The organism is Microcoleus sp. D2_18a_B4 (genome assembly GCF_036702475.1).
Lineage (GTDB): Bacteria > Cyanobacteriota > Cyanobacteriia > Cyanobacteriales > Microcoleaceae > Microcoleus.
On record NZ_JAUBTL010000022.1, the window covers coordinates 22,700 to 42,568 of the forward strand.

The window sequence follows — 19,869 nt, forward strand, 5'->3', positions numbered from 1 at the left end:
GTCGCGAACCCATCTCAAAAATCTCAACTATTTTGGCTCACTGCGCTGCAGCCACTCCTTATATTTTCTGGTTTCTGCTAGGGCTGGATTAATCCCAAACCAACGACCTTCTTGATCGCGGTATTCAAAGACAAACATACTTCGCAACAAGATTTGAGACTCTTCTTCGCCGGTTACACTTTGTCGGTTGACGACTTGAAACAGCAATTCCCATTCCATGTCATTGATGGCTCCCAAAAGGTCATCGCGATATTCTTGAATGACGCTTTCGAGGCATTCGCGAGAGAAGGGAGGGTCTTCGTGCTGCAAACAGCTATACAAAAGCATCAGTAGATTGCGAACGTGACCGCCACTAATCCGACAAAGCCGATCTAAAGTTTCGGGAGAGTCAAACACCTGGGAAATCAAATCAAGGCGTTGATGGGGAGCAACTTTCGGAAAAGCTCTAGCTAATACTAGCTGGCGCAGCAGTGCCATTCCTTCAATGTGGTCGTCGCCCGATCGCACTTGCACTGGTACCATTGGCATCACCTTGGGCTTGACTCCAAATCGACTGGCGAGGCGGCCGAAGTCGTTGGAAAAAATCAAAGTCAGGGGAATCGTGTAGACAACATGGCAATTAAGTTTTTTCAACTGTTCGCCTCGGTCTAAAAACAGATATTCTGGCTGGGTGCGTCCGCTGGGTTTGAGGGAGGCGTCGAGGCGATCGAGGTTGTCAACGATGACTGCGAGCCCTTTTTTACCTTGCTGCTTGAGTTCGGCGTTAGCTTTGTTGAGGAGTTCTTCGTTGATCGACTGCAAGATGCTGTTGGTGCGGGGTTCGAGATATTGCCTGAGTTGCGATCGCAGTTTGGGAGAGTCTTTAGTTTTAGCAGTCACTCTAGCAATGCCTACAGATAACTCGGCTTCCGCTGACAAATCTATGGGAGTCTGCAAAAATTCTGCCACTTCTGCAAACAGATTGGTAAAATAGCTCGGTCTGAGTTTAATTTTAGCCGATTCCATAGTTTCGCTAACTTGGCGGGCAATGCTCAGCAAAATATCGCTGATATCTACATCCCCCATGTCTAAGTCTTGGGAAGACTCGAAGTAGACGACGCAAAAACCCTCTTGCTCTAACTCAGCTTTTAGTCGAAACAATTCCGTAGATTTGCCACACCCGATATGCCCTGTAAATAGCTGACAGGTTGGCTCATTGGGGGAGATGCGGGTAATGGTTCGCTGTAAAGATTCAATGATTTTGCCGCCACGCACGGAACCAAAATCAATGTAGTATTGATAATCCCCTGGGTCTCCCGCAACAAGGGTCTTGCTGGGGTTGCAGGCTTTATAGAATCTGTCTAATTCGAGTGCGATCACAATTGAAGCCGAATAAAAGTTAAAAAGTTAATCGAAAGTCTAAACTTTCTTTACTTGAGTTTAGTTTGATTTGTAACCTTTTGCCCTGTGGGGTAATGCCCTAAATACCCAAAGAACCTTGAGCTGGTAAGGGGTTTTCCCGGCGCTGGAATTGGGAATTTTTAATTAATAATTTTTTATTACTTAGCGGGATCAGTGATATTACTGATATTGCCCGGAGGATGGGTAAATTTGCGGATATCTGGTTAAATGGTAGGGGAAAACAGGGTTCGAGAGAGAAAGATTAAACAGTTTTGAATTTGTGCTAATCGTTAATTACTATATTGTCAAGAGGTAGATGGCTAGTTTTGGAGCGGTTTCTCAAACAGAGTTAGGGCGCAGGCGCCAAAAGTTGCGGCAGATCCGTCGCGCTCGATTGGCGGCTGTGGTGTGGCAAATGCTGGCAGCAAGCGCAATGGCTGGAGGTTTGTTGTGGTGGATTGCTCAGCCGGCTTGGTTGATTGCCCGATCGGAACAAGTGAAGGTGGAGGGCAATCAGTGGCTATCGGATAAGGCGGTGCGGTCTTTAGTGCCGCTGTCTTACCCGCAGTCGCTGTGGGGGATTCAACCGCAGGCCCTGGCCCAAAAGCTGGAGTCCACCGGGCCGATCGCCAAAGCGAAGGTGACTCGTAACTTGTTTCCACCGAGTTTGACTATAGAAGTGGCAGAACGCTTGCCCGTGGCGGTGGCGCAGCCGACGGCGGTGTTGAGATCGAACAGTGACAAGGAAAAAGTGGGGTGGCTGGACGCTCGCGGAGGTTGGATGCCGTCGGATAGTTATACTGCTGTACGATCGCACAATAGTTCGATCGGGCCCGGCAGCATTCCGGGAACGCAGCCTCAGCGTTCTTTGCCCACTTTAAAAGTCATCGGGCCTTTGGAACAGTATCGCGCCTCTTGGCCGAAGTTTTACCAAGGACTCAGCGGCTTGACGGTGAAAGTGTTTGAGATTAATTGGCAAAACCCGAACAACTTGATCTTGAAAACAGAGATCGGTACCGTACACTTAGGGCCGTACAGTTCCAAGACTGCGGAGCAACTTAAGGTTTTAGACCGAATGCGACAATTGCCAAAACAGATAGATTCAAGCAAAATAGCCTACATTGACTTGAAAAATCCTGCTTCGCCGATCGTCCACTTGCCACAACTCCCCGGCAGTTTGGAGAGTTCCACTCCCGCACCCAATCGCGCCCAGAATTGATCCTCTGTCAACAGAAGGTAGAAGGTATCGATCGATAGGCAGAATTTTTGCCCCTCAGGATCTATAGGCAGGGCTTGAAATCAGCACAGTTTTTGGATAGCGCTCCGCGTCTGGGGCTAGTATCCATTTTTTTTCCTTCTGCCTTGCTTACAATTGCCTTGATCCGGTCAAGCACCTTGATGGCGTCAAGCGAGGTCTGGGCTAGCGAGGTCGGCCAAATCCGAGATTGCTAACATTAAGCATCGATCAGTGTTAGTTTTTCGCGCAACTTAGCCTATAGTTGATTGTGAATTGGCGTTTAGTTAACAAGCTCTAATCTACCATCCCCGACTCTAATGAAGCTTAATAATAGACAGGGGTCTGACCAAGACAGTCCCCCTTCGGAAGAAGTAAAAAATTTTCCGGTGGCTGCAGATTCCGCCAATCCCTTTAGACGCAAGTCTGGTTATGTAAATGTAGATAGTATTGATATCGATCCTATGGTCAATCCCAAAGACATAATGCCCAGCAGTGCCGCCAAAATCAAAGTAATTGGCGTCGGCGGTGGTGGGGGCAACGCCGTTAACCGGATGATTGCCAGCGAGGTTTCTGGTGTCGAGTTTTGGTGTGTGAATACAGATTCCCAAGCTCTGGTTCTCTCAAATGCTCCGAAACGCTTGCAAGTCGGACAGAAGTTGACGCGCGGTTTGGGGGCGGGGGGCAATCCGGCGATCGGTCAAAAGGCTGCGGAGGAATCTCGTGACGAGGTTGCTAATGCTCTGAATCACGCGGATTTGGTATTTATCACAGCGGGCATGGGCGGCGGTACGGGCACGGGCGCGGCTCCGATCGTGGCTGAGGTCGCTAAGGAAATGGGCGCCTTGACTGTAGGCATAGTAACGCGGCCTTTTACGTTTGAGGGACGGCGGCGCACCAGCCAAGCTGAGGAAGGGATTGCGGCTTTGCAAACCCGGGTGGATACGCTGATTGTAATTCCTAACGACAAGCTGCTGTCTGTGATTTCGGAACAAATGCCCGTACAAGAGGCTTTTCGAGTTGCTGACGATATCCTGCGCCAAGGGGTTCAGGGTATTTCTGACATTATTACTATTCCCGGTTTGGTGAATGTTGACTTTGCTGACGTGCGGGCAGTAATGGCTGATGCGGGTTCGGCTTTGATGGGCATCGGTGTGGGTTCTGGCAAGTCGCGGGCTAGGGAGGCTGCGATGCAGGCTATTTCTTCGCCTCTGCTGGAAGCTTCGTCGATTGAGGGCGCTAGAGGTGTGGTGTTTAACATCACTGGCGGTACTGACATGACGCTGCACGAGGTGAATGCGGCGGCTGAGACGATTTACGAGGTTGTCGATCCGAATGCCAATATTATTTTTGGAGCGGTGATTGACGAGCGGCTTCAGGGCGAAATTAAGATTACTGTGATCGCTACGGGTTTTTCGGGAGAAGTTGCGTCGCCTCCGCCTCCGGGGCGGACACAAAATGTTAATGCTCCTTGGCGGGCTGCAACTGTGCCGACGACTCCTGCTCAACAGACGCCCGATCCGAAAGCGAAACCGCCGCAGGATTTGGGATTGGATATTCCTGAGTTTTTGCGTAACCGTCGCCCGCCTAGATGATTTTAGATTTTAGATTTTAGATTGGGGATTTTAGATTGGGGATTTTGGGATTTTAGATTGGGGATTTGGCATTGAATCTCCAATCTCCCATCTAAAAAATCGAAAATATCGAGCATCTAAAATCTAAAATCTAAAAAATCTAAAATCTAAAATCTAAAATCCAAAATCTCCAAGGTTTGTCCTGGTTCGGGTTCGAGGAGTTGGGTGGAGAGTCCCGATTTTGCTAGTAAATCGCGAAATTCGGGGATGCTGCCGATCGATCGCACTAACATTGGTAAAATGCCTGTGGCTCGGATGTCTCCCGCCGCTGTAGGCAGGAAAAACCGAGGTTTAAGTGTTTGGGCCAGGCGGAGGGCTTCAGAAGGCCCGATGATGACTTGTCCGAGGAATGGAAAGATTTGACCGATGACTGGCGCGATCGCTACGTCTACTGTGTCTATTTTCTGTTTGACTTTTTCTAATGGCGGCAGGTGCGGTTCGTAGTAAAGTGTCTCGCCACTGCTTAAATCTTTTAGCAAATAGCCGTTTTCTTCTTGTCCGGGCCCGATTTCGGCTCCGGGTACGGCAGTAATTTGTAACTTTTCTTGATAATTAAATTCTTGCCAATTAGCTAAAGATGTGATATGGGTGTAGCCTAAACTGCTGAGGACTTTGGCGGCGGTGGGTGAGGCGATCGCGGGAATTGTGCGATCGAGCAGTTCGAGTGTGGGCCTGTGACAGTGGTCGTCTAATCCTTGGGAAATCAGGATGAGGTCGATCGGCGGTAAGGTGCTGGGAGTGAAGGCGACGGGGGTGTTGTGGTAGGCGGTGAACAGCCAGGGTTGACCGTAAAATACGAGGGGATCGACCAGCCAGGGATCTACGAGGATGGTTTGACCGGCGATGTGGAATATCCAAGAGTTGAGGTCGATTCGGGTGACTTTCACAGTTGTTTGCAATAATTCTTTACAATTGGTTTAATCATAGCTAATTTTGTTTGGGGAATTTAACCCCTTCGGAAGCACAGGCGGGACGCCCGTGCCACGGGGAAGCACAGGCGGGACGCCCGTGCCACGGGGAAGCACAGGCGGGACGCCCGTGCCACGGGGAAGCAAAGGCGGGACGCCCGTGCCACGGGGAAGCATAGGCGGGACGCCCGTGCCACGGGGAAGCATAGGCGGGACGCCCGTGCCACAGATATGATTGGGATTTGTCTGGTTCAAGTTGGCGTTTATCTGGGGTGGAAGAAGATGATTAAATCGAAGATTCCTGTGGCTTTGACTGTGGCTGGTTCCGATAGTGGCGGTGGGGCCGGAATTCAGGCGGATTTGCGGACTTTTGCGTTTCACTGTGTGCACGGTACGAGTGCTTTGACTTGCGTGACGGCTCAAAATACTTTGGGGGTGATGCGAGTTGATGCTTTGTCTGCTGAGGCTGTGGCGGCTCAAATTGATGCGGTGGTTGCGGATATTGGGGTGGATGCTGTGAAGACTGGGATGCTGCTGAATCGGGAAATTATGGCGGCGGTGGCTTCACAGGTGGAAGGTTTGGGAATAGGGAATTTGGTTGTCGATCCGGTGATGGTTTCACGATCGGGCGATCGATTGATTGATGACGGGGCGATCGCATTTTTGCGCGATGTTTTGATTCCAATGGCTGCTGTCGTGACTCCCAACCGGTTTGAGGCTCAGATTTTGAGCGGTTTGCAGATTGTTTCTCTAGACGATATGCGATCGGCGGCGCAACAGATTTACCGTTTGGGCGCAAAGGCTGTTTTGGTGAAAGGCGGCGGGATGAAGGGAGATTTGCGGGGAATTGATGTTTGGTTTGACGGTACGCGGTTGGATGTGTTGAAGACTGAGAATGTTGATACTGGGAATACTCACGGGACTGGTTGTACTTTGAGTGCTGCGATCGCTGCTAATTTGGCTTTGGGGAAAGATTTGTTTACGGCGGTGACATTAGCTAAGGATTATGTGACTACTGCTCTCAAATATGCTTTGGATATTGGGGAAGGCCAAGGGCCAGTAGGTCATTTTTTCCCGCTTTTACTGAAGTAAATTGTGAACTCATCCCTTCTCTTCCCTTCTTCCTTCGCGTCCTTTGCGCCTTCGCGGTTCGTTTAATTTCTTAATTTTTCAGGCGAAAGAGCGATCGCCACCAAGTCTTCGATTTTCTTAATATTCGGATCGCCCGCCAAATAACCAATTCCTCGGTGCAAGTGCAGGCGAAATTGTTTGGCTAGAGTTTCTTTTTCTGTGCCTAAATTGTCTTGGTGACACCGCTGTTTGAGGGCAATTATCAAGATATCAGCCATGTCGCCGCCGAAGACATCCCAGCTTAATTCAACGTTGCTGTCGCTGGGAATTGGTACTGGCGATGGGATGCTGGGTTCGGCGAGCGATCGGCAAAATCCCCACCTGCATAAAATATTCCACTGATCGATTTTGGTCGATCGTTTCAGTTTTGATAGTTGGTCTTTGCCTGTTTGGGAGAGGCGGATGCGATCGACTGGTGGTTCCATGAGTTTGAGATTGTTTGGTATATTGTAAACAGTGTTAATATTGGGGAAGCAAAGCCTCTAGATAACTGGAAATAATTAACATTTTTTTACACGGCGCGACTTGATTAAATCGGTTTTTTTTGGTATTCTTATTTTAGTAGGATTTATCCTTAATAATGGGATGGTGGCAAAAATAAAATTTTCGCAACCATCCCATTATGATATATATACTACCGCAACTCCCCAGCAAAGTCAAGGGGGTTGCGGCTATTTTTTAGGGCGAATTTTTATTCCCAGAAGTAACCTTTTTCGACGGTGGTTTGGTGTTTGGCGGAGTCGTATTGGAGGAGGTAGCTGTGGGCGATCGCCTCTAATTCTTGGAGTTTTTCGTATTCTACTTTTCTAATTTCCGTGTCGGTAGAAAGCAGGATGACTTGGTGGCTGGCCGAGGGGAAATAGCGTTCGACTAGGTTGTTTCTGTGGGAGGAGTCGAGGCGGCCCAAGGGAGTGTCGATCGCCACTGGCAATTGTCTCCCCGATACTCTAGCCAATCCCCACAAAAAGGCGATCGCCAGCAATTGTTTTTCCCCGGCTGAAAGTCGGTGTTTGGGTACCGGTTTGCCTTCTGGATCGTAGATGGAGAGGCTAAATGTTTGAGTGTCGATCGCAACTCTGTGCACGAGGTCGGTTTTGTGCAACAGGTAGCGGAAACAGTCGGTAATTTCTATTTCGAGTTTGTTGAGTTTTTTGAGGGTGAGTTTTTCTTTAAAGAGTTTTAGGGTAGCTTGGGCTTTGGCGATCGAAGCAATGACGTGTTGGCTGTTTCTGATGGTGATGTATTCGCTGCTGTAGTTTTCTAGTTCTTTTTGGTTTTTGGCTAATTCTCTCTCTAATTCATCGACGCGGCGGTTGGCTGATTCCAAGGCTGCGGCTGCGATAGCGACTGCTTTTTGGGCTTTCCTGACTTCTTCTTCTAGTTTTTCGTAGGCTTCGGGGGAAGCTGCGGCTGCGAGTTCTCTGTCTGTAAAGTCAATTTCTGATTCGATGCTTTTGATTTCTTCTATTTGGTCGCGGGCTAGAATTTGCTGGGCTTTGATTTGGTAGCTAAGGAGGTTTTCTAGTTGCTGGATGCTGTTGTTGTCGGCGTTCATCCAGGGCGGGGCGTCTGTTCCGGCTTGCTGTTCTAGTTCTTGGTTTTCTTGGCGGATGAAGTCTTGAATTTTATCTAACTGTTGGGGATTTAAGGAGATTTCTGCGATATAGTTGAGAAGGCGATCGCTTCTTTGTTTGATAAGATTTTGGGCAATCTTTGCTTGCTGCTGGCTGGCTTCTGTTTCTGCTTGAATTTTTGCTTCACTTAGCAAGGCCGAAATTAGGGCTAGTGGTAGCGTATTTGAGGCCAATTCCATCATGGATTGACGGGTTTTGTCTGCCTTATTTCTGTAGTCGTTTAGCTTGCTGTCTAGCTGACTGCGATCGGCGGCAATTTTCCCGCCTTCAGAAATAAATTTGTCTGATGCTTGTTTCTGATTTTTTTGAGCTTTATCTAATTCGTTTTTAAAGCTGGCTTGTTCTTGCTTAGCTAAGTCTATTTCATCAGTAATTGTCTTAAAACTTTGTTCGATTTTCTCTAAAGCAGCCAAGTCTTTTTTGCCAGCAATTTCTTTCCGCTTGCGGCCGGCTAATATTTCTAAATCGACGGCGAGGCGTTCTGCTAATTCTAAACCTAAAAGAGATTTAATCGCCCCGACGACAAAATCTGGCGGTGTTTCGAGTTCGGCGAGTTCTTTTACTTGTTCGCCGTCAAACAAAAATAGGTTGGATATTCCGACGGGCAAAAGGGTTTCGATGTATTCGTCCCAAGTGTTAGTAATTGCTTTGTCCGACCACCAATCGCTGACTATCTCGCTGTATATGAGAATGCTTAAGTTATCTTTGATATCGGCTTTTTTCCAGTATCTAACTATTTTAAATTGAGCTAATTTGTCATCTTGGACTTGTTCAAATGTTAGTTCGACGCGGGTATCTTCTAATGGGGGAGTGTGGCGGTTGACGCATTGATTGAGAAAGTCGCTGTAGCTTAAATTGCCTCTGGTGGAACATTGGGCGCGGCCACCGTAGAGGGCGAGGCGAATGGCGTCCATGAGGGTGGTTTTGCCGCCGCCATTCATGCCACCAAATAAAATGACTGGGCAGGGATTTCCGTCTTTTTCGGGGCGGAGATTGATGGTTTGGGTGCCTGCATAGGGGCCGAAGTTTTTGAGGACGAGTTCGAGGAATTGCATTGTAGATGTATATGTTGTTGGTTGGTGGGGGGGCGGTTAGCAGCGGATTTGGTCGCGGATTTAGCGGATGGGTGGTTGGTGGGGGGGCGGTTAGCAGCGGATTTGGTCGCGGATTTAGCGGATGGGTGGTTGGTGGGGGGGTGGTTAGTGGCGGATTTGGTAGCGGATTTAGCGGATGGGTGGTTGGTGGGGGGGGTGGTTAGCAGCGGATTTGGTGATCTCCCACTAATGATCCGTTACATCCGTTACATCCGTTACATCCGTTACAAAATCCGCTGCTAACCGTTCCCTCCCTTGCTACCAATCAATTACATCGGTTGAATCTTCCTCTTCGTTTTGGGACTGAATGTTGGGAGGTAATGGGAGTTCCGCATCTGTTTCTTCATAGGTTCCTGAACTTCCTCTTGTCCAACCCCTGCCACTTGTTTTCGGCGTCCACAAGTATGGTTGAATGTGTTTCTGCCAACCTTGTACAGTTTTTGGTGGGAGGATGCGGTGATATTCTAATTTGCTGCGTCCAAAGTTTATAAATAAACCTACTTGTGCTCCTGTAGCTGCTAAGTAAGCTATTATTTGAGCTTGATCTTTATCGGTCATTGGATAATTCACAGCCTTATCCTCTACTACAATACATTGATTTACCCAATGGTCTAGATAGAGGATTCCCATCCAAACTTGACCGTCATAGATTTGTCTGGGATACTCCATTTCTGTTGTTAAACCGGATTCAATCATTTCTGCATCAAAGTCTCTTTGGTAATGTTTTTCTCTTAAACCTTTTTGTGTCCTCCGGTGTACTCTCATTGCACAGCCGATGATGCTGTATGTCAGATCCTGATGGGGAATATTGGGGTCAAGCATGGTCGTAAAAATTGTGTAATTTAAACGATGGTGGTTTGTTAATGCTGCGGTTAGTTGAAAAACCATTATATGCGATCGCTCGGCGGAGTGGCTGTCAACAAGTTTGGGTTTAACCGCAGGCTAGCGCGTGCTAATCGCTAGGTTTTTCCTCTCCTGAATTTGGGGGTGAAAATTTAATATCCGCCCAAGATAGCTGTCTGCTTTGATTGCTGTTGCTTTCGAGTTCTTCTTTAAGCTTGGCAATATCAACGGTATCGTTTTTGGCGGAACTGTTGGTTTGGGCGATCGCATCTTTGAATTGCTGAATGTTTTCCGTCGGATTTGCTTTAATATCTTCCACCGCTTTTTTTAAATTGCGTTGATAGTGGGCGTTGCCAATCGCTTCTTCCTTCGATCGCGAACTGGTTTCAAAGCATTTGTCCAAATCGGCGTAAATGCCTGTACGGCGGGGTTTTGTGTAATATTGGCGTTCTGTATCAAGGAGTTTTGCCATCAATTCGAGGTGCATTTTGTCCTCGCTGCAAATCTCTTCGATCGCAGCCCATTCATCGGTACCTAGGAGTTTTCTTTCGGCGGCGGGACGGGAATCTTCAAAAGGTTCGCCCGTGACTTCTTCGTAAATCCGGGGCAAACTGTCGTCGAATTCGTGTCTTTCTTCTAGCCAAATACGCCGGATTTCGCTCAGCTCTTCCGGGGAAATTAAGGTGATATCTCGCATTTCTTCTGGTGCTTTAGAACGAATTTCGGTTTGAACAGAAAGAAGTCGCCTCAGTAAATCATCACGCGCTTCTTTACTATAGGGGCCTGGAATAGGCTCAATAGATTTTTCACCCTCTAAATTGCGTTCATAGAGTTGGACATTGCCATTACGTCGCCTAAAGTCACGTCGATCGCGACTATCTTCAACATCCAATTCCACACGGAAATCTAGTAGAGGTTGCAACCACTCTTTTTCTTCATCATTTTGAATCATCGCTGTTAGCGATTTATCCTGACTAACCATTGTACACACCCAGCACCCAAAACGAGAACTACCACAGCTAGGGGTAGAAGTATCGACAACTAGGGGACATTCATTATCAGCACTAGCACCCCGGTACATAGCGAACAAATCTTTGTTGCTGTATCCCCAAGGATTGTCCCACTGCATCAGATAAAGCCAAACTTCATCATCACGCCAGTCTTCAATAGGGCTATAAACCAGAGAGTTTGGTAAGTTCATATTGGGGCTTAGGCGCTCCCGCACCCGTCGGGCTTCCATTTTTTTCATCCTATGAGCGCGCTTTGTGCTTTCAGCTTTACGAGTCCCTAATACAAGTATTGTTTCCCCGCTAGTTCGGATAATATTACGAATAAAACGGTTAGATGGAGAAATTTTTAGGCGATCAGTACACCAGCGAAACTTACCTCTGGGTGCGGGGTATCCTTTGCCAATCAAACCTACCCAAAAAGTATCTGTCCACTCTGGTTGTAACACATGAGTATTTATGGGCATTTCTTGTTCGGTGGCTGCAACATTCATTTGCTTAATAGACTTACGAACCCATGCAGATACGATGGGGTTTTCAACTAGAGTGTCTGTTGTGATGACATCAATTTGCTTTATACGTTTTTCCTGTGGAATCTTAGCAATCGCATTCCAAATTAGCTGTAATACTGCTGTTGAATCTTTTCCCCCGCTATATCCAATCACCCAAGGAATTTCGTCAAGACAATATAACTCTTGGATTTCCTCAGTGAGCAATTCTATGTCTTCTATTAATTCGGTAACGGTGCGAGTTGGGAATAATGATATCTGTTCAGTTTGTATCATGGTTGAAATGTTTGATGGTCACTATTAAAACTATATAATACAATATAATCCTCTCCAATGCTTTACAAGATTTTATTTTTGTGATTTCTTGTTTGCCTCTTGGCAAAATACTATCCGTGATGGGTTTACACCTCTATGGTTTGTGATGTATAATTATTTTACAAATGTTTGATAAAATTATATGTCTGACAATAACCCTCCTCAGTCCAATCCAGAGCCGGGAATTGATGAGTTACTTGCTCCTTACTTCGCCAAGTACCACCGTGAGAAGTGCTATCCAGGGCTAATTTTCCAGCAGGGAAAGCGGAAAATGGTGCAAATAAATATCCCGGCTAATGACTTACCTACCCTCCTCCAAGCAAAACCTTCAACTGGTAATGATCCTGATTCTGGTAAAAATCGTCCAGAGGTAAAGGGTCATGCTGAGGAAATAAAACAATATATTCTTAAACGCGCCAGAAGGGATCTACCCTGGATTTTGGGGACACTGACCGCAAACGTCGCTCCTGACAAGATTGGCATTATCGAATTAGGTAGAGGGATTTGTCTAGTAATTATACCTCGTGGCGTTAAGTTAGATATTACTGATGGACAGCATCGGAAGCGCGCTATTCACGAGTTAATTGAAAGTGCTGAAGGCGAGTTAATTGGTGATAATGATTTCCCGATTACGCTCGTTTTAGAGGACGACTTTAACCAGTGTCAGGCGGATTTTCGAGATATGGCGGAGACCAAACGACTTGATAAATCCTTAATTTTGTCCTTCGGTGAGTTTGAAGGTCGAGTTGGAATTACCAAAAGCTTACTTGAAAAAGTAGCAATGTTTTATCAAAAAACCGATAGAATTAAATCGACTCCCGACAGTAAAAAGAAGTTGATATATACAACTAATTTCATAGCAAGAGCAGTAAGTTGTGCGTTTACTGATGATCCAAGTGATGAACTTAAAGATTTTGATGTTGCGGAATCCTCAGAGATTTTGGCTAGATGTCTTAATAATTTTTTCTCCCAATGTAGTCAGACTAGACATATTTGTGAAATAAGCGTTGAAGAATTGAGAATTGAAGATGTTAATAAATTTACAGACTCCTGTATCTTGGGTAGAAGCGTCGGACTAGAAATTTTAGGTCGGTTGCTATACTGTACTTATGACAGAGATAGCAGCCAAGATTTTGAAACAGAAAGAGTGTTGCAACTAGCTCAATTGGATTGGTCTAGAAAAAGCCATCTTTGGGAGGGAAATGTAGTTTTGTATAATTCCACTCCGACCCATAATAAATCCTACAAAATCTCATCAACTGCCAGTAGTGTAAAAGTAGCAGTCAGCAAAGTCAAAGCCCATCTAGAATGGATTTAACTAATATTATCCGCGTTCATCTGCGTGCATCTGCGGTTCTCAAATCCATCCCACCCGCAAACTAAATATGTCCTACAGCGACTTCAAAACCATCGACCAAGCCGTCTCAACCCTGGATCTAACCGTTGAAGACATTCCCCACTTATTCAGCCAAATTCCCCCCCTCGCACCTTCAGAACGCCTCACACAAACTCTAGACGAAGCTTTAGACTTAGCCTCAAGTATCAGCACCGAAAAAGCTCGCTCGGAATTAATCATCACTCCCATTCTACTCGAAATCCGGCGCACTTTTAACAACAAAATTGGCTACTTTTCCGGCAACACATTTAACGTAGAAGAGAGCAAAGGATTAACCGGGGCTTGTGACTTTCTCCTCAGCGCATCGAGCAATCAATCATTAGTGACTGCCCCAGTCTTGACATTGGTGGAAGCAAAAGACAACGATATTAGAATAGGATTGGGACAGTGTGCGGCTCAGATGGCAGCAGCTCAAATATTTAATGCGCGCAAAGGGCAAGAACAATCCGCAATTTATGGGGCAGTTTCAACTGGTACAAACTGGAAATTCCTAATTCTAGAAAATCAGTTGTTAAAAATTGATTTGACTGAATATTTTATTACTCAGCTAGACCAAATATTGGGCATTCTTGCAGAACCATTCAGACGCTATTTTAATTAGCCTAGTTTTTGGCGGCATTTTGGCGCAATTACAAAGGTGGCACGGGCGTCCCGCCTGTGCTGTATCTACGCGCGTCCCGCCTGTGCTGTATCTACGCGCGTCCCGCCTGTGCTGTATCTACGCGCGTCACGCCTGTGCTCTATCTGCGGTTTCCAAACCCAACCTCACCTTCAAATAATCAGTCATCCAACTAACACTCGCCCTCGACTTAGAAATCCCCCCCTTCAACAAAATCCCATTCTCCCAATCAGGATTAGAAATCGACCAATCAACCTGCTGCAAAAGGCTCAAACGTTCCTCCCAACTCTCAGGAAAAACCGATCGCAAAGCCGCCCCAACTTCCCCCAAACTCTCAAGCACAACACTCTGACAGTGTACGCAATCCCGGCGCATTTCCCCCGCCGCAACTTGCTTGTGCAGAACTAATTGCCAATCTGGAATAAAACTGCAAACCGCATTCCAATAACTAACCGCCAGTTGTATTTTTTGAGCAAGTTCTTCCTCTTTCTGTTCTTTTTTGGTGCGAGAACCAGAGGGTTTTGCCTGTTCGCTGCCGTGAATATTAGACAGCAAAGCCATGATAGCACGATCGATCGCACTCAGCGTAAACAATTTGTGCGATCGCCCGTTCAGACTCCCCTTCTCCATCTCCGTCAAACACCGGAAAACCTCAACCTGCTTAACAACAGCCTTCACCACAAAAGCGCGATCGTCCCGGTGGTTGTAAAGTAGAGTGAGTGACGCCTCCAAAGGAACTTGAAAACCGTTCAAATCAGCAAACATCTGCTGCGATTTTTCCAACCCAATATCGAGAAACAAAATCAGCGCCACCGTCTCATATCCCAACTGCGGATTTTCCCTCAAAGCCATCTCAAAAGCCGCGCGCCGATGCTGTCCGTCATTAATAGTAAACTTAGCATCCATCGGCACTCGCAAGCGACCAATTTTCCGTTCCTCCGCCTCATTTCCCACTGCTTCAAAAGTAATATCCGCATCAATCGAAGCAGCAATTGCCCCACAAGTATAACTTGTAGGATTCTTAACAAAATACTCAGCAATTTCGGGAATCCTAGCTTTGTTAAGCGCGCGTTTCGCCCGCATAGACGGCGGCAAATCTTCAGATTCAAAGGGAAATAATTTCGGCAAAAAACGCACCGGACACATCGACACGTAATATTCGCGGCCCGCTTGAATGCCCCGAATTACCGGCAAAATGTATTCAAAAGAAGGAGTAGACATATTTTAGAATGGGGCATTGGGAATGGGGCATTGGGAATGGGGCATGGGGCATGGGGCATGGGGCATGGGGCATTAATATCTATTGACTTTTGGCAAACTTTATGGTCTTGAGGTCGGCTAGTAGGGCATAAATTAAGTATTTCACAAGGTTTTTTTAAAAACAAGTGTTGACATAAACTTTAATACATGATATTTTTTGAAAAAATAGCCTAATTATATAAAAACCGCCGATGAACAGCCACCCAGCGGATGACCTCGCTATAAAAATATTAGAAAAAGAAAATAGCGACAGACAGGAAATCGCACTTTTATTAGATAATTATTTAGGAAAGGACGATCGCATTTTCGTACAAAAAACCCAGATGGGAAACAGCGAAGCATACATCGGTTCAGTAACCCTAGAATGGTTAGACTCTCGCGTCCGTTTCGCCTCCCAGATGCCGCTTTTCCGCCAAAAATTCGACCTCCAAACCAACAACATCGTCCGCGACGACGAAACCATTGACGAAATTATCCAGCGTCCCTTAGATTGGTCGCGCCAAGCCGCCCTAACTCAATATTTAGCAGCCCGAAAATCGCACAAATTCCCCGCAGTTTTAGTAGTCGTCAGTCCCCCGTGGGTTGATAATCCTTTAGCCGAGGAATGGGATAAAAATGGCGTAGCAACCAAATCCGCGACTGAATTTACATCCTTTGATAAAAACGAGAACTTAGGGCTTTTGAATGTCTCTCAAAAAGTCTCAATTTTTGCCTTAGACGGCCAGCATCGGCTGATGGGAGTTCAAGGTTTAATGAGTTTAATTAAAACCGGAATCCTGCAAAGATACAACAAAAATAAAAAACCTGTGGGCGCTGCAATTACTCTGGAAGATTTAGCAGAAGAGTATCAAATCGACCCCGAAACAGTGTATAAATTAGCTCACGAAAAAATCGGGATTGAGTTTATCCCGGCGGCGGTAGCGGGGGAAACGCGACAGCAAGCACAACGGCGCGTGCGATCGATCTTTGTGCACGTTAACCTAATGGCGGTAACGCTGAGTCAGGGCCAGCTAGCATTATTGAACGAGGACAACGGATTTGCGATCGCGGCCCGAAAAATTGCCGTCACCCATCCCTTATTAAAAGAACAAGAAGACAGAAACCCCCGCGTCAATTGGGACAGCGCCACAGTCGCAGCAAAATCAACAGTCTTAACCACATTGCAAGCGCTGCAAGATATGTCGGAACGGTATTTAGAATACAAATTCCCTCATTGGAAGCCGGAACGAAAAGGTTTAATTCCCATGCGTCCCGAAGATGAAGAACTAAAAGAGGGAATTGAAGAGTTTAAAAAATTGTTCGATCATTTAGCAACTTTACCCAGCTATCAAAGAATTGAAAGCGGCGAAGAAACGGCTGAATTGCGCCGATTTAGTTTTGAAAAGCCAGGGGGCGAGGGAAATATTTTGTTCCGTCCAGTCGGTCAAATTGCTTTAGCTAATGCTTTGGGTATTCTAGTATTTAGAAAGAAACTTTCCCTGAAATCTATTTTCGACAAACTCCGCAGATTCGATGTCGATGAAGGATTTAGCCACATGGATAATCCTGAGTCTGCGTGGTACGGGATTTTGTACGATCCGAACAAAAAGCGAGTGCTAGTTTCTGGAAAGGATTTAGCAACGAAGTTAATTGTATATTTGGTGGGGGGAATTCAGGATGATATGGATCGAGCTCATTTGCGGCAAGCGGTAGCGGAAGCGAGGACTTTTGAGGATAAAGCTGTTAGTTTTAACGGCCGATTTGTGCAGCCGCAAGAGGTAGGATTGCCGCCCGTGCTTAGCTAAGTTTTTATTGTTGCTGATTGCGGAAGTTATCGATAATATCATTAATTTCTTCTACAGCAACCGTTTCTTGGTCAGATTTGGCATAGATGATGAGCAAGATGAAACAAGTGGTTGATGTGACTTGATAAATGATGCGATAGCCTCCACTTTTCCCTTTACTAATGTCACTGTTTTTGGCTCTTACTTTAAAGACGGTGTAGCCTGTACCAGAAATGCGATCGCCTGGACATTCGCCTGCTTGCAACTGCTGTAGGAGAGGTTGCAAGTCGGTTTGAATCTGACGATAGCGTTTGGCGAGGGTTCGGAGTTGGCGCTTGAATTGATCTGCAAACAGAACCTGGATGCTGGGTAGTTCAGACATCAATACCATCCCAAAGTTCTGCGATCGGGTGAACTTTACCGTCTTCTACTTCCTGAAGCGCAATCCGAAGACTGTTGAGGATATCTTCTTTAGATAGCTCTTCTTCGTCTTCTTGAAACAGTTGGCGCAGCGATTCTAAAATCAGGGTTTCAATGGGCAGGTTGAGTTGGCTAGCTTTCTCAAGAAGTTGCTGTTCTAGGCGATCGGTAATGGTGAGGTTAATTTGCATGGGTGTGCCTATCAATTTTATTAGATTGCTAACTATTGCGATTTCTTGCCATTTCTAACTTGCGGCGAATTGCGGCTTGAACTTTCTCATCAAAATCTGGATCGCCGGGACTTGCAATAATCCTCAGCGGATGCTGATTGATTCTGTCTAAGTACGCCTGAAAAGCGGCTCGATTTCCACGATGTTTAAGAAAATACTGTTTCAATTCAGTATTCGACATAGCGTTATAGTTAACTTGGCTCATCAGCAAACTCCCCATTTGGTAAAATTTGGAACTCAAGCTCTTCATCGTACCCAGCCAATATGTATACGTTACGAGTGCGATCGTCAACACAAATCAGATGTATAGGCTGAAGCATCGTGTATGTCAGTTGATAACTGATTCGATATAAACTCTCTAGCTGGGCAGCAGTAGGCATTTCTCAATCACTCAACCTAATACTTATTTTAACATATAGCTCAAGGAAAGTTGTATATTTATATTATCACTTTTAGCAATTTTTGTCTATAAAACACTACTACCGCTCGATACTGTACCAAAGTTTACCTCTCAATTTATATACATTATACCGCTTTATTTCAACAAAATAAGTTCTGCTGCTACAGGCAAATGATCGGACTCTGTTGCCTCCAAAACCGAACTCGATTTAGCACCCCAATGCTTTGAATACCAAATATAATCAATCCGGCAAACCGGATAATTTAATCTCCAATTCGACCTTTTTACCAATAACTTAAGTTCCCAACCGTGAGGCCAGGTAAAACCCAACCCAAATCCCGCTTTTCGGAAAGCATCTTGCATAACTTTCTGCACCCTGTCATAGTCTTGAGTTTCGTCTGTCATATTAAAATCGCCAGCGACGATTACTGGCAGAGTTTCTCGCTCAACTCGCTGCACTAAGTCTTGAATTTCAGGCGCTCGTTTGCCATATTTGTAAACTGGAATTTGGAGAAAACGCCCGATTCTATATCTCTTAAACCACGGCCCGGTAGCTTGCATATTGTAAATCACTACTTCTTGTTCGTTAAATTTAATAATTGCCCGTTGCTGCGTTTCTCGATGGCCGGCTAAGTGCAGTATTTCGCTGGATACAATCGGATATTTACTGAGAATTCCTACAGGGGGAGTGCCAATTTGATACGGGTAGTCTGCTTTTAACCAGGTGAAAGCTCTTTCGGTATGTTTACTAACGATTTCTTGTAAAAATATAATATCGGGTTTTTGCTGGTCAATCAGTTTAAATAAAGTAGGTGACTGAGTTTTATGCCAACTGAGGTTATGGGATAGAATTTTGATTCTGGGCTGCGAGTCTGTGATTTTGACGGGGGTGGGAGAAAAGTATTTGACGTGCAGCCAACTTATTAGGATAATGCAGGCGATCGCCGAAATAATAGTGAACCATCTTTTTTTGATAATTGACAAGCCGATGATAGGAAGCAGGAAAGTTGGGAATAAAATTAAGGGGCTAAAAGTGCTAATTAAGGCAATAATCCACAGTCTATCCCAAAAAATTAGTTTGAAAATGAAATAGCAGATGATAAATGCTGAGTAACTGTAAGCGAGAAATTTTGCAGATTCCTTTAAGCATCTCTGGATTATATCTTTTGGGATGTGCTTCATTTAAAACCTATTAAAATAAGAACTTGCTTAAATCGAATTCTTCATTTGACCGATGTTGGTTATCTCTTTCAGAAATCAAAACCAACAAAAGGCGATCGGTATAATCCGCCGCACCCCGCAACTCTTCTCGCAAAATTTCCAGTCCCCCATTAGCATATTCTTCAAAAATTTGCAAGCGTTCTGCTTCCAATTGTTCGTCGAGATGGGAGAGAATTTGAGGATTTTTGGTTTCGGCGATCGCAATTAACTTAATCGCCATATCGTAGCCCCTCGATACAAAAATATCAACATCGATCGCACCCGGTTCTCGTTTAGAAATTTCCCCCAAAGGCGATCGTTTTTTCCGCTGTTTTCCCAAGGATGCGGCGAAAGCGATGACATCGGCGTAAGTCTGGAAAGGGCCAGTGTGGTTATCCGATAAAGTTAATGATTTGACTAACTCCGCTTTATCTTTAGCAATTCTAATTTTGTTAGCAGCCATTGCCATAATATCTAGTTTCTAACTATAATACATCTCGCAAATATCCAACAGTCCGCGCAGGCGGACTTCCTTTGTGTAGCGCCCGGTTTCAACCGGGCGCACTTCACAATGTCCGCAACAACATAATTTTTTGTGCAAAACCTCCTCTTGCTTCCCGCCGCTTCATTTGTTCGGCCAAAAGTCGATCGCCCGAAATGCCAAAACTCGCCATCACCGCATCTATCACCTCATACAAATCCGCCAATTCCGCCACCAAATCTTCCTCCTGGGCCTCCGCCGCTTCCCCCGCTTCTTCAATCAATTTCTGCAGCAAAGCTTGACGGTATTCTGCCTCCGACAAAATTACCACCTCGCATTCATTCCCGCTTTCCCGAATAATTTCAGGAATGCGATCGCGCACCAACTTATGATACTCTTTTTTCACGTCAA

General features: G+C 45.7%; 21 protein-coding genes. 7 read left to right on the forward strand and 14 right to left on the reverse strand.

Annotated elements, in window-relative coordinates:
* Nucleotides 1–27 precede the first annotated feature (27 nt).
* Nucleotides 28–1,359 (reverse strand): P-loop NTPase fold protein, encoded by a 1,332-nt coding sequence (locus QUB04_RS14820; RefSeq protein WP_333285348.1) that lies wholly within the window; start codon nt 1,357–1,359, stop codon nt 28–30.
* 337 nt (nt 1,360–1,696) lie between these two features.
* Here QUB04_RS14820 and QUB04_RS14825 point away from each other — a divergent pair, with 337 nt between their 5' ends.
* Together QUB04_RS14825 and ftsZ are read left to right on the forward strand one after the other, a co-directional pair.
* A complete protein-coding gene (locus tag QUB04_RS14825; RefSeq protein WP_333285350.1) occupies nt 1,697–2,599 on the forward strand; it encodes an FtsQ-type POTRA domain-containing protein in 903 nt (300 codons plus the stop codon).
* Between the two features lie 335 nt (nt 2,600–2,934).
* The gene (ftsZ, locus tag QUB04_RS14830) at nt 2,935–4,209 is read left to right on the forward strand and encodes a cell division protein FtsZ (protein WP_333152249.1); all 1,275 of its coding nucleotides are present in this window, start codon (nt 2,935–2,937) and stop codon (nt 4,207–4,209) included.
* A gap of 146 nt (nt 4,210–4,355) precedes the next feature.
* On the opposite strand, the gene QUB04_RS14835 is transcribed toward ftsZ, so the two are convergent.
* A complete protein-coding gene (locus QUB04_RS14835) occupies nt 4,356–5,135 on the reverse strand; it encodes an MBL fold metallo-hydrolase (RefSeq protein WP_333285352.1) in 780 nt (259 codons plus the stop codon).
* A 303-nt stretch (nt 5,136–5,438) separates the two neighbouring features.
* Between QUB04_RS14835 and thiD the strand changes: the two genes are divergently transcribed.
* A complete protein-coding gene (gene thiD, locus QUB04_RS14840) occupies nt 5,439–6,248 on the forward strand; it encodes a bifunctional hydroxymethylpyrimidine kinase/phosphomethylpyrimidine kinase (RefSeq protein WP_333285354.1) in 810 nt (269 codons plus the stop codon).
* 62 nt (nt 6,249–6,310) lie between these two features.
* On the opposite strand, the gene dndE is transcribed toward thiD, so the two are convergent.
* Both dndE and dndD read right to left on the reverse strand, forming a co-directional pair.
* The gene (gene dndE / locus QUB04_RS14845) at nt 6,311–6,712 is read right to left on the reverse strand and encodes a DNA sulfur modification protein DndE (protein WP_190660605.1); all 402 of its coding nucleotides are present in this window, start codon (nt 6,710–6,712) and stop codon (nt 6,311–6,313) included.
* A gap of 266 nt (nt 6,713–6,978) precedes the next feature.
* The gene (dndD, locus tag QUB04_RS14850) at nt 6,979–8,976 is read right to left on the reverse strand and encodes a DNA sulfur modification protein DndD (protein ID WP_333285356.1); all 1,998 of its coding nucleotides are present in this window, start codon (nt 8,974–8,976) and stop codon (nt 6,979–6,981) included.
* Between the two features lie 21 nt (nt 8,977–8,997).
* On the opposite strand from dndD, the gene QUB04_RS14855 reads away from it, so the two are divergent.
* Nucleotides 8,998–9,258, forward strand: a complete 261-nt coding sequence (locus tag QUB04_RS14855; RefSeq protein WP_333285358.1) for a hypothetical protein — start codon at nt 8,998–9,000, stop codon at nt 9,256–9,258.
* Nucleotides 9,259–9,273: 15 nt separating this feature from the next.
* Here QUB04_RS14855 and QUB04_RS14860 read toward each other — a convergent pair whose 3' ends face one another.
* Nucleotides 9,274–9,903, reverse strand: a complete 630-nt coding sequence (locus tag QUB04_RS14860) for a GxxExxY protein (protein WP_333285360.1) — start codon at nt 9,901–9,903, stop codon at nt 9,274–9,276.
* Nucleotides 9,904–9,967: 64 nt separating this feature from the next.
* Nucleotides 9,968–11,650 carry a DNA phosphorothioation system sulfurtransferase DndC gene (dndC, locus tag QUB04_RS14865; protein WP_333285362.1) on the reverse strand — a complete coding sequence of 561 codons (1,683 nt, stop codon included), beginning with the start codon at nt 11,648–11,650 and terminating at the stop codon, nt 9,968–9,970.
* Between the two features lie 181 nt (nt 11,651–11,831).
* On the opposite strand from dndC, the gene QUB04_RS14870 reads away from it, so the two are divergent.
* On the forward strand, nt 11,832–13,007 hold the full coding sequence (locus QUB04_RS14870; RefSeq protein ID WP_333285364.1) for a DNA sulfur modification protein DndB: 1,176 nt from the start codon (nt 11,832–11,834) through the stop codon (nt 13,005–13,007).
* A 67-nt stretch (nt 13,008–13,074) separates the two neighbouring features.
* Nucleotides 13,075–13,686 (forward strand): hypothetical protein, encoded by a 612-nt coding sequence (locus tag QUB04_RS14875; protein ID WP_333132707.1) that lies wholly within the window; start codon nt 13,075–13,077, stop codon nt 13,684–13,686.
* Nucleotides 13,687–13,812: 126 nt separating this feature from the next.
* On the opposite strand, the gene dndB is transcribed toward QUB04_RS14875, so the two are convergent.
* Entirely contained in the window at nt 13,813–14,925 is a 1,113-nt protein-coding gene (gene dndB / locus QUB04_RS14880; protein WP_333285366.1) for a DNA sulfur modification protein DndB, read from the reverse strand.
* Nucleotides 14,926–15,155: 230 nt separating this feature from the next.
* Between dndB and QUB04_RS14885 the strand changes: the two genes are divergently transcribed.
* Nucleotides 15,156–16,748, forward strand: a complete 1,593-nt coding sequence (locus QUB04_RS14885; protein ID WP_333285368.1) for a DGQHR domain-containing protein — start codon at nt 15,156–15,158, stop codon at nt 16,746–16,748.
* 4 nt (nt 16,749–16,752) lie between these two features.
* Here the strand turns inward: QUB04_RS14885 and QUB04_RS14890 are convergent, their stop codons facing one another.
* The 7 genes from QUB04_RS14890 to QUB04_RS14920 all read right to left on the reverse strand — a co-directional run bounded on the left by QUB04_RS14890 (nt 16,753) and on the right by QUB04_RS14920 (nt 19,864).
* Nucleotides 16,753–17,109, reverse strand: a complete 357-nt coding sequence (locus tag QUB04_RS14890) for a type II toxin-antitoxin system RelE/ParE family toxin (RefSeq protein ID WP_333285371.1) — start codon at nt 17,107–17,109, stop codon at nt 16,753–16,755.
* A complete protein-coding gene (locus tag QUB04_RS14895) occupies nt 17,102–17,338 on the reverse strand; it encodes a hypothetical protein (RefSeq protein WP_333243736.1) in 237 nt (78 codons plus the stop codon). Before QUB04_RS14895 ends, QUB04_RS14890 begins: the two co-directional genes overlap by 8 nt.
* Before the next feature lie 28 nt (nt 17,339–17,366).
* Nucleotides 17,367–17,582: a DUF6887 family protein gene (locus QUB04_RS14900; protein ID WP_333285373.1), complete on the reverse strand. Its 216-nt coding sequence runs from the start codon at nt 17,580–17,582 to the stop codon at nt 17,367–17,369.
* The gene (locus tag QUB04_RS14905; RefSeq protein ID WP_333077086.1) at nt 17,569–17,757 is read right to left on the reverse strand and encodes a DUF6888 family protein; all 189 of its coding nucleotides are present in this window, start codon (nt 17,755–17,757) and stop codon (nt 17,569–17,571) included. The genes QUB04_RS14900 and QUB04_RS14905 overlap by 14 nt, the downstream gene beginning before the upstream one ends.
* 155 nt (nt 17,758–17,912) lie before the next feature.
* Complete coding sequence (locus QUB04_RS14910) at nt 17,913–18,959, reverse strand: endonuclease/exonuclease/phosphatase family protein (RefSeq protein WP_333285375.1); 1,047 nt, start codon at nt 18,957–18,959, stop codon at nt 17,913–17,915.
* A gap of 10 nt (nt 18,960–18,969) precedes the next feature.
* On the reverse strand, nt 18,970–19,440 hold the full coding sequence (locus QUB04_RS14915) for a DNA phosphorothioation-associated protein 4 (RefSeq protein ID WP_333105229.1): 471 nt from the start codon (nt 19,438–19,440) through the stop codon (nt 18,970–18,972).
* A 103-nt stretch (nt 19,441–19,543) separates the two neighbouring features.
* Complete coding sequence (locus QUB04_RS14920; protein ID WP_333285376.1) at nt 19,544–19,864, reverse strand: nucleoside triphosphate pyrophosphohydrolase; 321 nt, start codon at nt 19,862–19,864, stop codon at nt 19,544–19,546.
* Between the last annotated feature and the right edge of the window lie 5 nt (nt 19,865–19,869).

Excerpts from the sequence above, each read along its gene's own strand:
- QUB04_RS14825 (WP_333285350.1), top strand. The coding sequence starts at position 1,697 with ATGGCTAGTTTTGGAGCGGTTTCTCAAACAGAGTTAGGGCGCAGGCGC.
- ftsZ (WP_333152249.1), top strand. The coding sequence starts at position 2,935 with ATGAAGCTTAATAATAGACAGGGGTCTGACCAAGACAGTCCCCCTTCG.
- thiD (WP_333285354.1), top strand. The coding sequence starts at position 5,439 with ATGATTAAATCGAAGATTCCTGTGGCTTTGACTGTGGCTGGTTCCGAT.
- dndE (WP_190660605.1), bottom strand. The coding sequence starts at position 6,712 with ATGGAACCACCAGTCGATCGCATCCGCCTCTCCCAAACAGGCAAAGAC.
- dndD (WP_333285356.1), bottom strand. The coding sequence starts at position 8,976 with ATGCAATTCCTCGAACTCGTCCTCAAAAACTTCGGCCCCTATGCAGGC.
- QUB04_RS14860 (WP_333285360.1), bottom strand. The coding sequence starts at position 9,903 with ATGGTTTTTCAACTAACCGCAGCATTAACAAACCACCATCGTTTAAAT.
- dndC (WP_333285362.1), bottom strand. The coding sequence starts at position 11,650 with ATGATACAAACTGAACAGATATCATTATTCCCAACTCGCACCGTTACC.
- QUB04_RS14870 (WP_333285364.1), top strand. The coding sequence starts at position 11,832 with ATGTCTGACAATAACCCTCCTCAGTCCAATCCAGAGCCGGGAATTGAT.
- QUB04_RS14875 (WP_333132707.1), top strand. The coding sequence starts at position 13,075 with ATGTCCTACAGCGACTTCAAAACCATCGACCAAGCCGTCTCAACCCTG.
- dndB (WP_333285366.1), bottom strand. The coding sequence starts at position 14,925 with ATGTCTACTCCTTCTTTTGAATACATTTTGCCGGTAATTCGGGGCATT.
- QUB04_RS14885 (WP_333285368.1), top strand. The coding sequence starts at position 15,156 with ATGAACAGCCACCCAGCGGATGACCTCGCTATAAAAATATTAGAAAAA.
- QUB04_RS14890 (WP_333285371.1), bottom strand. The coding sequence starts at position 17,109 with ATGTCTGAACTACCCAGCATCCAGGTTCTGTTTGCAGATCAATTCAAG.
- QUB04_RS14895 (WP_333243736.1), bottom strand. The coding sequence starts at position 17,338 with ATGCAAATTAACCTCACCATTACCGATCGCCTAGAACAGCAACTTCTT.
- QUB04_RS14900 (WP_333285373.1), bottom strand. The coding sequence starts at position 17,582 with ATGAGCCAAGTTAACTATAACGCTATGTCGAATACTGAATTGAAACAG.
- QUB04_RS14905 (WP_333077086.1), bottom strand. The coding sequence starts at position 17,757 with ATGCCTACTGCTGCCCAGCTAGAGAGTTTATATCGAATCAGTTATCAA.
- QUB04_RS14910 (WP_333285375.1), bottom strand. The coding sequence starts at position 18,959 with ATGAAGCACATCCCAAAAGATATAATCCAGAGATGCTTAAAGGAATCT.
- QUB04_RS14915 (WP_333105229.1), bottom strand. The coding sequence starts at position 19,440 with ATGGCTGCTAACAAAATTAGAATTGCTAAAGATAAAGCGGAGTTAGTC.